This window comes from Stenotrophomonas sp. STEN009 (assembly GCF_056760395.1).
In genome coordinates this window covers 135,542-148,078 of record NZ_JBRRES010000002.1, presented here as the reverse complement: position 1 = coordinate 148,078, position 12,537 = coordinate 135,542, and the positions used below count along the sequence as shown (strand labels likewise).

General features: G+C 69.1%; 14 protein-coding genes and 1 pseudogene. 6 read left to right on the top strand and 9 right to left on the bottom strand.

The genetic code is table 11. The features are described from left to right. Positions 1-119: 119 nt before the first annotated feature. A complete protein-coding gene (gene fdhD, locus ACVOMM_RS01710) occupies positions 120-974 on the top strand; it encodes a formate dehydrogenase accessory sulfurtransferase FdhD (protein WP_065182327.1) in 855 nt (284 codons plus the stop codon). A 44-nt stretch (positions 975-1,018) separates the two neighbouring features. Here fdhD and ACVOMM_RS01705 read toward each other — a convergent pair whose 3' ends face one another. The 8 genes and pseudogenes from ACVOMM_RS01705 to ACVOMM_RS01670 form a co-directional block, all read right to left on the bottom strand. Next, the gene (locus ACVOMM_RS01705; protein ID WP_481525809.1) at positions 1,019-1,564 is read right to left on the bottom strand and encodes a TetR/AcrR family transcriptional regulator; all 546 of its coding nucleotides are present in this window, start codon (positions 1,562-1,564) and stop codon (positions 1,019-1,021) included. 4 nt (positions 1,565-1,568) lie between these two features. After that, positions 1,569-3,099 (bottom strand): annotated as a pseudogene (locus tag ACVOMM_RS01700) (MFS transporter). 125 nt (positions 3,100-3,224) lie between these two features. Beyond that, positions 3,225-3,971: a hypothetical protein gene (locus ACVOMM_RS01695; RefSeq protein ID WP_481525808.1), complete on the bottom strand. Its 747-nt coding sequence runs from the start codon at positions 3,969-3,971 to the stop codon at positions 3,225-3,227. Continuing rightward, positions 3,971-4,591, bottom strand: coding sequence for a DUF3299 domain-containing protein (locus ACVOMM_RS01690; RefSeq protein WP_481525807.1), 621 nt, complete (start codon positions 4,589-4,591; stop codon positions 3,971-3,973). Before ACVOMM_RS01690 ends, ACVOMM_RS01695 begins: the two co-directional genes overlap by 1 nt. After that, positions 4,581-5,126, bottom strand: coding sequence for a DUF3299 domain-containing protein (locus ACVOMM_RS01685; protein ID WP_279941634.1), 546 nt, complete (start codon positions 5,124-5,126; stop codon positions 4,581-4,583). Before ACVOMM_RS01685 ends, ACVOMM_RS01690 begins: the two co-directional genes overlap by 11 nt. 2 nt (positions 5,127-5,128) lie before the next feature. Then, positions 5,129-6,382: an ABC transporter permease gene (locus ACVOMM_RS01680; protein WP_481525806.1), complete on the bottom strand. Its 1,254-nt coding sequence runs from the start codon at positions 6,380-6,382 to the stop codon at positions 5,129-5,131. Next, positions 6,375-7,067: an ABC transporter ATP-binding protein gene (locus ACVOMM_RS01675; RefSeq protein ID WP_065182332.1), complete on the bottom strand. Its 693-nt coding sequence runs from the start codon at positions 7,065-7,067 to the stop codon at positions 6,375-6,377. The genes ACVOMM_RS01680 and ACVOMM_RS01675 overlap by 8 nt, the downstream gene beginning before the upstream one ends. Beyond that, positions 7,064-7,594 (bottom strand): ZrgA family zinc uptake protein, encoded by a 531-nt coding sequence (locus ACVOMM_RS01670; protein ID WP_481525805.1) that lies wholly within the window; start codon positions 7,592-7,594, stop codon positions 7,064-7,066. The genes ACVOMM_RS01675 and ACVOMM_RS01670 overlap by 4 nt, the downstream gene beginning before the upstream one ends. Positions 7,595-7,625: 31 nt before the next feature. Between ACVOMM_RS01670 and ACVOMM_RS01665 the strand changes: the two genes are divergently transcribed. The 5 genes from ACVOMM_RS01665 to ACVOMM_RS01645 all read left to right on the top strand — a co-directional run bounded on the left by ACVOMM_RS01665 (position 7,626) and on the right by ACVOMM_RS01645 (position 11,623). After that, positions 7,626-8,114, top strand: a complete 489-nt coding sequence (locus tag ACVOMM_RS01665; RefSeq protein ID WP_481525804.1) for a MerC family mercury resistance protein — start codon at positions 7,626-7,628, stop codon at positions 8,112-8,114. A 116-nt stretch (positions 8,115-8,230) separates the two neighbouring features. Continuing rightward, positions 8,231-8,608, top strand: a complete 378-nt coding sequence (copC, locus tag ACVOMM_RS01660) for a copper homeostasis periplasmic binding protein CopC (protein ID WP_053516266.1) — start codon at positions 8,231-8,233, stop codon at positions 8,606-8,608. A gap of 9 nt (positions 8,609-8,617) precedes the next feature. Then, the gene (gene copD, locus ACVOMM_RS01655; RefSeq protein WP_111187011.1) at positions 8,618-9,502 is read left to right on the top strand and encodes a copper homeostasis membrane protein CopD; all 885 of its coding nucleotides are present in this window, start codon (positions 8,618-8,620) and stop codon (positions 9,500-9,502) included. Between the two features lie 31 nt (positions 9,503-9,533). After that, a complete protein-coding gene (locus tag ACVOMM_RS01650; RefSeq protein ID WP_263174407.1) occupies positions 9,534-10,232 on the top strand; it encodes a heavy metal response regulator transcription factor in 699 nt (232 codons plus the stop codon). Then, positions 10,229-11,623, top strand: a complete 1,395-nt coding sequence (locus ACVOMM_RS01645) for a heavy metal sensor histidine kinase (RefSeq protein WP_111186898.1) — start codon at positions 10,229-10,231, stop codon at positions 11,621-11,623. The genes ACVOMM_RS01650 and ACVOMM_RS01645 overlap by 4 nt, the downstream gene beginning before the upstream one ends. Here the strand turns inward: ACVOMM_RS01645 and ACVOMM_RS01640 are convergent. Further along, positions 11,583-12,476, bottom strand: coding sequence for a LysR family transcriptional regulator (locus tag ACVOMM_RS01640; RefSeq protein ID WP_065176182.1), 894 nt, complete (start codon positions 12,474-12,476; stop codon positions 11,583-11,585). The two genes, ACVOMM_RS01645 and ACVOMM_RS01640, sit on opposite strands and share 41 nt — an antisense overlap. Positions 12,477-12,537: the final 61 nt, after the last annotated feature.

Below are 12,537 nucleotides of genomic sequence, written 5' to 3'. Positions count from 1 at the left end.
TCTTCCGGCGCGCCCCCTCCGGGCCGACGGAGTCTGCTGCATTGCCACGGACGCACTGCGCTATCCTCGGGGCGTGGGCCAGCAGCCCATGACACGCTCACTCTGTCCGGACACTCCGCATGGCTGACTCGCCCCCGCCGCCCTCTCCGCCCGCCGGCACCGCGCAGCGCACGTTGCAGCGCTGGCGTGAGGGCGGGCTGCAGGTGCAGGCGCAGGCCGACGTGGTCGCCGAAGAGGTGCCGGTAGCGCTGCACTACAACGGCACCGTGTTCGCGGTGATGATGGCCACGCCCTGTGACCTGGAGGACTTTGCGCTCGGTTTCTCGCTCAGCGAGGGCTTGATCACCACGCCGACGCAGCTGCTCTCGATCGATGTGGCGCCGCAGCTGGAAGGCATCGAACTGCGGATGACGGTTGCCGCCGAGGCACCGGGCGCCGGTCTGGATCCGGCCGATGGCCGCCTGCTGCCTGGCCGTGGCGGCTGCGGCCTGTGCGGAACACGGCAGCTCGAGGATGTGCTGCGGCCCCTGCCCCCGGTACGCGAACGACGGACCTACGCGCCGGCAGCCCTGCAGCGGGCACTGGCCACGCTGTCGCAGCACCAGCCGATGAATGCGGCCAGCGGCTCCACCCACGCGGCCGCCTGGGCCGACGCCAACGGGCGCATCGGCTGGGTGCGCGAGGACGTGGGCCGTCACAATGCACTGGACAAGCTGATCGGCGCCCTGCATCACAACGAGCACGCCATCGACGGTGGACTGCTGCTGATTTCCAGCCGGGCCAGCTACGAGATGGTCAGCAAAGCAGTGCGCGCCGGTGCCAGCGTACTGGCCGCCGTGTCCGCGCCAACGGCGTTGGCGATCGATCTGGCGCGCAGCGCAGGGCTGTGCCTGGTCGGCTTCGCCCGCGGCAGTGGATTCAATGTGTACACCCATCCAGAGCGGTTGCGGCCGGAAGACATGCCAACGGCATGAACGCGGCCATGGCGGGACCCGCCATCGTCAGTGAGCAACCCCCATCATCGGCCGGGTGACAACAGGCCCGCGATGCGCTCGGCCACCTGGGCGCGCACCGCGTCGTCCAGCTGTCCTTCGTACATGGCCTCGTAGATCCACAGCCCATCGGCCGCCAACCGTGCCACGAAATTGTCCAGCGCCGCAGGATCAACCACGCCGGCCGGCGGCGGCGATGGCGCCCAGCGCTGCACGGCCGAGCTCCACGGCCGCTCACCGGCCTCCGGGTCCACCGATTCGAGCATGAACATCAGCTCGGCGCGCGTCGCGCTCTGCGCCGACACGCGGACGAAGGTCTGATAGCGCTCGAGCGCCGTGGCCTCGCTGGCACGCTTGCCGAGCAGCGCTTCCATCGACGCCTCCCAGTTGTGCACCAGGTGCTCGTCGATGCCGCGCAGCAGTGCCTCGCGCGACGGGAAGTGATACAGCAGGCCGCCGCGCGTGAGGCCGGCTTCTGCCGCCACCGACTCGAAGGTCACCGCGCGCACGCCGTCTCGATTGATCACGTTGACGGCGGCATCGAGGATGCGCTGGCGCTTGCTGGTTCTCATCGCACTACTTTACGCGATCGGCCGCTCCCTCGCGGCTCCCCGCCCGCCCGCGCAGCAGGCGCGCGATCAGCGCTGCACCCACGGCCAGCACCGCGGTGATGACCAGCAGCACGATCTGGTAGCTGCGGTCATAGGCGGCGGTGGCGCCGGCGAACCACTCGCCCGGGCCGGCTTCGCGGGCGACCTGCTGCGCCTGGGCGAATCCTTCCCGCGCCAGTGCCGGAACATCCGCCGATACCGGCAGGAAGGCGCCGTACATCGCTGCGCCCAGGCTGCCCAGCATCGCCACCGCCAGCAGGCCGCCGAATTCGTAGGAGACCTCCTCCACGGAGGACGCCATGCCCGCACGGTGCGCAGGCACGTTGTTGAGGATGGCGGTGGATGCGACCGAGATTGCCGAGCCCATGCCGAACCCGGTGATCGCCATGCCGGCGACGACCCAGCCCAGTCCGTGCGGAAAACCGAACGCGACCACGCCCACTCCCAGTGCCCCCGCGGCCAGTCCGCCGCAGATCAGCGGACGCAGGCCGACGCGGTGCAGGATGCTGCCCGTGCAGGGCGGTGGGCAGGCTGCCCAGCGCCGCCACCGATACCAGCAGGCCCGCCTGCAATGGCGTGAATCCGGCGACCAGCTGGAAACGCTGGGTGGTCAGCAGTTGCAGGCCCGCCATCGCAAACAGGGTGAACACCGCAGACAGCGTACCGGCCAGGAATGCCGGATTGCGGAAGATCGCGAAGTCCAGCAGTGGATGCGGCAGGCGCTGCTGGCGGCGGGCAAACGCGGCGCCCGCCGCCAGCGCCAGCACCGATGCCGCCGCGCCGAGGCCATAGGAAGGCGGCGTGGCGATCAGCGATTTGATCGCCAGCACCAGCCCCGACAGCGCCGCCAGCGCCAGCAGCGAGGACAGCAGATCCCACGGCCGGGACGTGTCGCGCTGCCCCTCCGGCGCCAGCAGCAGCGTCGCGACGAAGGCCACGATCACCACCGGCACGTTGACCAGGAACACCGATCCCCACCAGAAATGCTGCAGCAGCCAGCCACCGATGATCGGTCCGAGTGCGGCGCCGACGATCGCCACCGAGCCCCAGATCGCGATGGCGATGTTGCGCTCACGCTCTTCATGGAAGCTGAGGCCGATCAGCGCGAGCGTGGCCGGCATCATCGCCGCGGCGCCCACGGCGAGCAGCGCACGGGCAGCGATCAACTGCGCTGCGGTGACAGAGAACGCTGCCGCCAGCGAAGCCACGCCGAAGACCACCAGGCCGATCAGGAACATGCGACGGTGACCGATGCGGTCGCCCAGCGTGCCCGCACCGAGCAGCAGGCCAGCCATCACCAGTGGATAGGCATTGATGATCCACAGCGCCTGACCCGCGCTGGCGGAAAGTTCTGCCGTCAGCGTGGGCAGCGCCGTGTACAGCACCGAGTTGTCCAGCGTCACCAGCAGCAGGCCGGCGGCCACCGTGAACAACAGCGACCAGCGCCGGGCACGGGACAGAGCCGGGGCATCGGCCAAGGACTGGGACAAGGCCATGGGAAACAAACCTGGGCAAGAAGGTTCCATTAACTATACCGGATGTCCTGTATAGTTATAGCCCTGCAGCGACACGTTCAGGTTTCGACCCAGGCGCTGTTCAGCCCCGGCAGGCGCCGCTGGTGCTACCTGCAGTCCACCGGCAACGCCGCCACCGCCGCGACCACCTGTTCCTGCATGCCCTGCCCCACGGCCATGTCGAGTTCGCCCGCGATGTCACCGTGCTGGCGCCGCAGCTCGTCCTCGCACAGGCTGCGCACCCGGGCCCGCGCGTTCGCCCGCAGCGACGCACAGCGCCAGTCCGCGTCGCCGAGCGGCAGTACCGAATAAACCACGCTGTTGCATGCGTTGGAGGCCCGCTCGCGCAGCGTATGCCCACCGAAATCCCGCGGCGCCCTGCTGCGCGTGGGATCGAAGTAGCTGTCCGGGAAGGTGCGAGCATACTGCTCGATATCGACGTGCAGCACGCGGCCACCGGCCGCTGCGAGGGGCAGCGGATCCGTGCAGCGGGCACTGTCGGCGCGGTGCTGGATGTAACGGTAGATGGGACGGTCAAGGCCTGGATCCTCCGCAGTCACCGCACTCACCGCGGCCAGTACCGGCAGCGCGGCACGGTTGGCCATGCGCGCGAGCAGCCCTGCCTCTGCCGGCCGGCAGCGGTCGCGCAGGGTTGCCACCAGCAGGAATGCCACGTCGTTGCGGAAGGCCGCATCGTCCCCCATCCGCCGCTCGATCCGCTGCCGCATCTCATCGGTGGGCGCCACGGAAGTGGCCTGCGGCGGCTGCGGCTGCGCTGTCCGCAGGTACAGCCACCCGACCGCCGTGACCGTCACCGCCAGCAGCGCCATCGCCAGTAGTGGACGCCCGCGCATCAGTTGTGGATCGGCGTCAGTGTGGCGGCCGCCACATCGTAGGAAGCGCTGGCGATGTCGGCGTCGAAGCGCTTGACCTGCACCCGCCCGGCGAGTCGATAGGGTGCCCACAGCGCACCCAGCGTGATCGGCGTGGCCAACGTCACGTGGATCATCTGGTTCGGCGGTGGTGGGGGTACATGGATGCAGGCACCATAGAACGGGACGAACAGCACCTCGTCCACGCGTCCGTCGTCGGTGGTGCCCAGGGGCACGACGTAACCGTCCAGGTCCACCGCACGTCCATCCACCGATGCCACCACGCGCGAAGAGCCGAACTGCCGGGCGCGCTCCGGACGGGAGTGGTCGATCGCCTGACCGGGCGGCGTGCCGGCGCCGCTGTCGTCAATCAGGCCGCCGACGCCGGCCATGCCGTCGCGTGACAGGCCGATCTGCGGCGGCGGTCGCTGGAAACGGTCCTCGTCCGGCATCAGGACGTCCCAGCGGTCGATCGGGCGTGCCGACGGAGACGGCGCCGCAGCCGGCAACGGTGCCGGCTGCTGTCCGGCACCGTCAGGCACGCGGGCGCATCCGGCCAGCAGCACGCATCCCACGAGCCCTGCAAGGCAATCACGGCGCATAGGGTTTCAGCCGTGCATCGCGCATGCTGTAGGCAGAGCCTGCCAGCTCATCGTCCAGGCGCTCGGCGTGCAGGTTTCCGGCCAGGAAGAACGGAGCGTACATGTCAGGCATCTCGATTGCCCGTTCCAGTACCACGTGCACGATCTGGTTCGGCGGCGGTGGTGGCACATGGATGCACGCGCCGTAATACGGGACGAACAGGAATTCACTGAGCCGTCCTTCCGCAGTACTGGCGAGCGGCACCACGTAGCCCGGCAGGCGCACCGGGCGCTGCAGCACGGCGTCGACGGTGCGGAACGTGCCGAACTGCGGCATGCGTCGGCTGCCGTTGTGCTCCACCTCAGGGCCTTCGCCACGTTCCAGCGCCGCCAGCTCGTCGGCGGGCATCATCTGCAGCCAGTCCAGCTCCTGCTCTTCCACGGTCGCTGCGCCCTGATCCGCCACCGGTGGCGGCAGCGCCTGCACGCCGGTGTCGACCGGCCGCTCGCAGGCAACCAGCATCAGCAACACTGGCAAGCCACCCAGCCGGCGCATGCTCATCCCGGCGACGCCAAACCGTCGGCGAGCGTGCGCCGGTAGGCCAGCGCGGCCGGCACCAGGCCCGCCACGGCGCTGACCAGCAGCAGGCCCGCCACCCAGCCCAGCTCGCGCGCATCCGGCCAGACGTGGGTGATCGACAGGCCATACTGCGCCAGCGCCCAGCTGCGTCCCACGGCACTGGCCAGCACCAGCGCCGCCAGTGCCAGCCCGCACGCCAGCGCGCTGGTCGCCACCGCCTCCACCACCAGCAGGCCGGCGATGTAGCGCGGGCGCGCGCCGACCGCGCGCAGCACCGCCATCTCGCGGCGCCGTTCCTGCAGGGTTGATACCAGCAGCGCCACCAGCGAGACCATTCCCAGCAGCACCACCATCGCGCTGATCAACCGCAGTGCCCGCTCGGCCGTGCCCAACGACTGCCACAACTGCTGCAGGGTGACGCCCGGCAGGATCGCCAGCATCGCCTCCTCCGGATAGTCGTTGATCGTGCGCTGCACGGAGAACGTCGCGATGCGGGTATTCAGGCCGAGCATGAAGGCAGTGATGCTGGTCGGGGTCAGATCAAGCCGCCGCGCCTGCTCCGCGCTGACATGCTGGCCGGGCAGCTGCACGCCGGAGCGCCAGTCGATGTGGATCGCTTCGATCGCCGGCAGCGATACCAGTACCGACGCATCCACCGGTGTTCCGGTGCGCTGCAGGATCCCGACCACGCGGAACGGCTTGTCGGCATGCGTGGCCAGGGGCACCGCCCCGGTGCCATGCGCCAGCACGATCGGGTCGCCCGGCGTGATGTTCTGCGCCTGCGCCACTTCGGCGCCGATCACCGCGTCGTACAGATCCGCGAAGGGGCGGCCCTGTGCGAAGGCCAGTTCATGACCGGCACCGTAGCGGTAATGCTCGAAGTAGCCGCCGGTGGTGCCGACCACGCGGTAGCCCCGCCAGGAATCGCCCAGCGAGAGCGGCACCGACCACTTCACCTGCGGCAGCGCCGACAGTGCCTGGTAGGACTGCCAGGAGACATTGTTGGTCGGATCGCCGATATGGAACACCGAATAGAGCAGCAGGTTCACCGGTCCGGAGCGCGCACCGACGATCAGATCGGTTCCGGACACTGTGCTGGCAAAACCTTCATGCGCCTGCGTGCGGACCCGCTCCACGCCCAGCAGCAGAACCACGCTGAGGGCGATCACCAGCACCGTGAGGGCAACACTGAGCGCGCGGCTGCGCAGGCTGGCCCAGGCAAGTTCAAGCATGGGCAGCTCCGGCATGATTGATCTCGGCCAGGACGATGACCCGGTCGAACAGAGGCTGCAGGCTTTCATCGTGGCTGACCACCAGCGCGGTGGTGCCGCAGGCCTGGCATTGCCGGGTCATCAGGCGCACGAACGCGTCCGCCGCGTGCCGGTCCAGTGCCGAGGTGGGCTCGTCGGCAAGCAGCACCTGCGGCCGCCCGATCAGTGCGCGTGCTGCTGCCACGCGCTGCTGCTGGCCGACACTGAGCCTGCCCGCCGGACGGCCCATCAGCGTCGGGTCGATCTGCAGGGACTGCAGCAGCCGTGCGATCTCCTCGTCCAGCGCTGCGCCGACGCGCTGCCTGCGCAGCCGCGAGAAGCGCAGACCCAGCGCGATGTTCTCGCGCACGCTGAGGAACGGCAGCAGGTTGAACTGCTGGAAGATCACGCCCAGCTGGTCGGCACGGAAGCGGTCGCGGGCCGGACCGTTCATCGCATGCAGGGAGTGTCCGGCGACGTCGACCCGGCCCTGGCGAGCGCGCAGCACGCCGGCCAGCACACCCAGCAGGGTGCTTTTGCCACCGCCACTGGCACCGCGCAGCAGCACGCTGCTGCCCGCATCGACGCGCAATGCCGGAATCTCCAGTACCGGGCGATCGCCGTAGGCGAAGCGCAGGTCCTGCACATCGATGACCGCCGCACTCACGGCGCAAGTACCACGCGCAGAGTCTCGGCGGTCAGCACGTGCCGTCCCTGTCCGGCGGGCGTGGTGCTGTTGACGATGACCTCATGCAGGCCAGGGAACAGCACCGGCAGGCGGACCACCAGCACCCGCAGCGCGGACGGATGCGCGCACTGGAAACGCAGTCCGGCACTGAAGCCGGCATGGCCGTGGTGCCCGGCATCGTGCATCGGGTCTGCAGCGAATCCGTCGGTGGCCACGCTGCTGGCGGCAAGGCGGCACTGGGCCGCAGTCGGCAGGGTGACCCATGCGCCTTCCTTCAGCAGTGCCTTCGCACGTGCGAGCGCGGCGCGCTCCTGCGGGGTGGCGGGCGGTCGCTCGAAATCGAGCAGGCCGATACCGGGGGCCTGCATTGCCAGGTCCAGTGTTCCCCGTTCGAGCGCCACATCGACCGTGGCCTGGCCATGCACATGCGCGCCCTGCTGGCGCACCTCATGGGCGTGGGCGGACGCCGCAGAAAGCAGCAGCAGAAACGTGGCGGGAAGCTTCATGAGGGTACCGTTAGTGTTACTATGTAACATTATGGACCACATCCCCACCGTTCCTGCAAGGGGTCTGCCACAGCCGCCAGCATCGGCACGCTGGCATCCCCGTTTCGATCTGGCCGGCGCAGGGCTGTCATTGGCCTGCGCAGCGCACTGCATCGCGCTGCCGCTGCTGCTGGCCTTCGTCCCGGCGGCCATGATGGCGTTGCGCTCGTTCCAGCACCCCGGCCATGCCCTGATGACCACCCTGCTGCTGATGTCACGCTGGGAGTGGGCGTTCGCGTTGCTCGCCTCGCTGCTGGCGCTGGCCAGCACCGCTGCGGGCCTGCGCCGGCACCGCCACTGGCTGCCGATGCGACTGGCCCTGGCTGGGGCTGGCCTGCTGTTGTCCGCATCGCTGTATCCACCGCTGAAGGAATCGCTGCTCTGGCACGGCATGGCCACCGCCTGCGGCGGTGGGCTGCTGGCGATGGCCCACCTGTGCAACCGCCGCGCCCTGCGTGCCTCCGCACGCGCGCGCCGATGATGGGAAGGGCGGGTCGGCCCGGCACCGGCCAACCTGACAGATCGGTAATGTCCGGGTCAGGGCCACGAAAGGTGCCCGCCGTCAGCCTGAGCGCCCCATTCCTGCAGGCACCCACCATGTCGTCTTCGCTCCGCCGCTCCGCCGCTCTGCTCCTGCTGCTGCCGGGCGTCGCCGCCGCTCCGCTGGCCCTTGCACACCCCAGCCTGGTGAAGGCAACGCCCGCCGCCGATGCCAGCGTCGCGCCTGCCAACCGCATCGAGCTGACCTTCAGCGAGCGGGTGATGCCGCGCGCCACCCGCATCGAACTGAGCATGGCCCATGGCCGCACCCTGATGGCGATGCCTGCCCTTTCCCAGCAGGTGTCGGACGATGGTCACCGGCTGGTCGTGAGTTTCGCCAAGCCGCTGCCTGCCGGAGACTATCGCCTGCAGTGGCGCGCCGTCGGCCAGGACAGCCACCCCGTCACCGGCGACTATCGTTTCAGCGTGAAGTAAGCTGCGGTGGTGATCGAACTGTCTCCCTATGCCCTGCGGCTGGCGTTGTACCTGGCCTTGATGCTGCTGTTCGGCAGGATGCTGTTCATCCGCCCTGCGCCTGCGCGTCGCATCTTCCTGCCACTGGCCGTGATCGCGCTGGCAGTCGTGCTGCTGGATGCGGCGGTGCGGGTGACAGGCGTGCTGGGGCTTCCGCTTGCCGCGGTCGATCAAGCGACCGTCGCATGGTTCACCACCGCCACACCGGTCGGCGAAGCGGCACTGGTGCGTGCGCTGGCGCTGCTGGCAATGCTGCCGCTGCTTGCCGCAAGCGCGAAAGTGGCCGGGGCACGCCGTGTCATCCTGCTGCCGCTCTCGGCGGTCGCTCTGGCAAGCCTGGCCTGGAACGGCCACGCCGCCGCCGGCGACGGCATCCGCGGTGCGCTGCGCCTGGCGGCCGGGACCGTCCACCTGCTCGCCGCAGGCGCATGGGTCGGCGCGATCGCCGCGGTGCTGCATCTGGCCCTGCGCACCCAGGGCCCTTCCCTGCGTGAACGCACCCATGAACTCTGGCAGGTGGCGCATGGTTTCGCCCTGCCCGGTACGGTAATCGTGGCCCTGCTGGCGATGACCGGCACCTATACCTACGTGGATCTGCAGGGCTCGCTGCAGACCCTGTTCAACACCGCGCACGGGCGCTGGCTGCTGTTCAAGCTGGCCCTGGTCGCGGGCATGCTCGGCCTGGCCGCGCTGCACCGCTGGCGGCTGGTGCCGGCACTCGCCACCGCCATCCGTGGCGGCTGGCAGTTCCGCCCGCTGCGCTCGCTGCGTCACAGCCTCACCTTCGAGGCCGCACTCGGGCTGCTGGTACTGGCCTGCGTGGCCGTGCTCGGCACGCTGGACCCACTGGCATGAGGGCGGCGCTGCGCGGGCCGGCATGCACACGATGAAGCTGCTGATCGTCGAAGACGAGCCCAAGACCGGCAATTACCTGCGACAGGGCCTGATCGAAGCGGGCTACGTGGTCGATCTCGCCTGCGACGGCGTGGACGGCCTGCATCTGGCGGCAGGCGGCGAGTACCAGCTGGTCATCCTCGATGTGATGCTGCCCGGTCTCGATGGCTGGAACGTCCTGTCGCGCCTGCGCGATGCGGGGTGGCAGGTGCCGGTGCTGTTCCTGTCGGCGCGCAGCAGCATTGCCGACCGCGTGCAGGGGCTGGAACTGGGTGCCGATGATTACCTGGCCAAACCTTTCGCCTTCGCCGAGCTGCTGGCACGCGTGCGTACCCTGCTGCGACGCGGCCAGGGCCAGTCTCAGCCTGACCGCATCGTCGTCGCCGATCTGGTGGTGGATACGCTGCGCCGGCGCGTGGAGCGCGGTGGCCAGCGCATCACACTGAGCCCGAAGGAATACGCGCTGCTGGAGCTGCTGGCACGACGGCGCGGCGAGGTCCTGCCACGCTCGTTGATCGCCTCGCAGGTGTGGGACATGAATTTCGACAGCGACACCAATGTCATCGATGTGGCGATACGCCGCCTGCGCGCCAAGATCGACGATGGCTTCGCCGAAAAGCTGGTGGTCACTGTGCGCGGGATGGGCTACGTGCTGGAGGCACCCGAGGTCGAAGCAGCGCAACCGCAATGAGCCTGCGACGCTCCATTGCCGTCCGCCTCACCGTGCTGTTCGCCACGGTCGGTACGCTGGTGCTTGCTGCACTGGGCGTGGCGATCTATCTGAGCGCGCGCCATGATCTGGTCGCACAGGATTTCGCCGAACTGGAGAACAAGGCCGCGTTGATCGCCGACCTCGCCGGCAGCGGCACGTCCGATGAGCGCGCCCAGCGCCTGGGCGATGCGCTGCGCCACCATCCCGATATCGCCTTCCACATCGTCGATGAGCAGGGCGGCGTGCTCTTCTCCACCGCGCCGGAGGCCTTGCGCGCGCATGCGCGGACCCAACCCGCCGACACTGAACCGCGCCGCCATGACTGGACGCTGGCCGACGGAAGCCGCCTGCACGCCCTCAATCTGCGGCAGACGCTGGCCGATGGCAGCCGCCTGGCCACCCTGCTGGCGATCGACGATGCGCGCCATGCGGACTTCCTGCAGCGCTTCCGCCACCTGCTGGCCGTCGCTCTGGTCACTGCTGCCGTGGCCAGCAGCCTGCTGGGGGGCTACGTCGTGCGGCAGACGCTGCGCCCACTGCGCACGCTGGCCGACGAGGCCCGCCATATCACCGCCGGACGACTGCAGCGCCGGCTCACGGCCGAGCACGTGCCCGTCGAACTGGAACAGCTGGCGCAGAGCCTGAACGGGATGCTGGCGCGGCTGCAACAGGACTTCGAGCGCCTCAGCGGGTTCTCCGGAGACCTCGCCCACGAACTGCGTACGCCGATCACCAACATGCTGACCCAGGTGCAGGTGGTGCTCGCGCACCCCCGCAGCAACGAGTCCTATCGCGAGACGCTGCTCTCCTGCGCGGAAGAGCTGCAACGGCTGGCACAGACCGTGGGCGATCTGCTCTATCTGGCCCAGGCCGAAGCACCCGGCGCCCTGCCCTCGCGCGAGGGGGTGGCGCTGGATGCGATGGTCGATGCGCTGCTGGAGTTCTACGATCTGCTGGCCGAGGAGCGCCAGCTCACGCTGCGGCGGGAAGGCAGCGCAGAGGCCAACGGCAACCGCCTGATGCTGCACCGGGCGGTCGCCAACCTGCTTTCCAACGCCCTGCAGCACGCCACGCCGGGTACGGAGATCGTGGTGCGGCTGGACGGCACCGGGCCCACGAGCCGGATTGCTGTCCACAACCTCGGTCCGCCGATTCCCATGCAGGCACTGCCCCGCTTGTTCGACCGGTTCTTCCGCGGCGAGCGCGGCCGGCACGAGGGCGCCGGGCTGGGATTGGCGATCACCCGCGCCATCGTGCAGGCCCATGGTGGATCGGTGAGCGTGGTCTCCGACGCATCGGGCACCGTGTTCGAGCTGGCCCTGCCGGGCGCTAGCGGTCCGGCGCAAACACGCCGGCAATCCAGTCGATGAATACCCGCAACCGCGGCGACGGCGTGCGGTTGCGCGGGTGAACCAGGCTCAACGGGCTGGGTGTGGGCGGCGATTCCGCCAGCAACTCCAGCAACTGACCACGTTCGATATAGGGATCCAGCCGGTAGCGCGGCGCCTGGATGATGCCGAGCCCCGCCAGTGCCGCCCCCAGGAAGGCATCTGCGCCGGATACCCGTACGGTTGCCGGCAGAGGCACATGGCGCACCTGCCCGGCCTGCTGGAACTCCAGAGGAATCAACTGTCCGCTGGCACCGGAACGGAAACCGACCATCCGATGACCGGACAGCAGCGCGTCGATGCTGTCCGGCAGCCCATGCGAACCCACGTAGGACGGTGAGGCAACGGTGACTTCGCGCAGCAGTGCCAGGCGCCGCGCGACCAGATCGCTGTCGGCCAGGGTGCCGACCCGAAGCGCGGCATCCACGCCTTCGCGCAGCAGATCCACGTAGCGATCCCCCTCGCTCACGTCCAGCTCGATGTCGGGATAGCGCTGCAGGAACTCGGGCAGGTGCGGAAACAACAAGTGCCGACCAAGCGTTCCGTGCACTTCGATGCGCAGCGTGCCGCGCGGCGGGACATCACGGAATGCGGCTTCGGCATCGTCCATGTCGGCGATCAGGCGCAGGCAGCGGCCATAGAAGGCTTCGCCCTCGAGGGTCGGCACCACCCGTCGCGTGGTCCTGTGCAATAGCCTCACTCCCAGCCGCCGCTCCAGCGCCTTGATCGCGTCGGTCACCGTGGCCCTCGGCAGCCCCAGGTCCTCTGCAGCGCGGGTGAAGCTGCGACGTTCGACGATACGGACAAAAGCGCGCAGGGCGGTGAATCGATCCATTGTTCGAACATCCGGATGATGTTGTCGGATTCTCCATGATTATCCGGGCGGCAGGAACCAG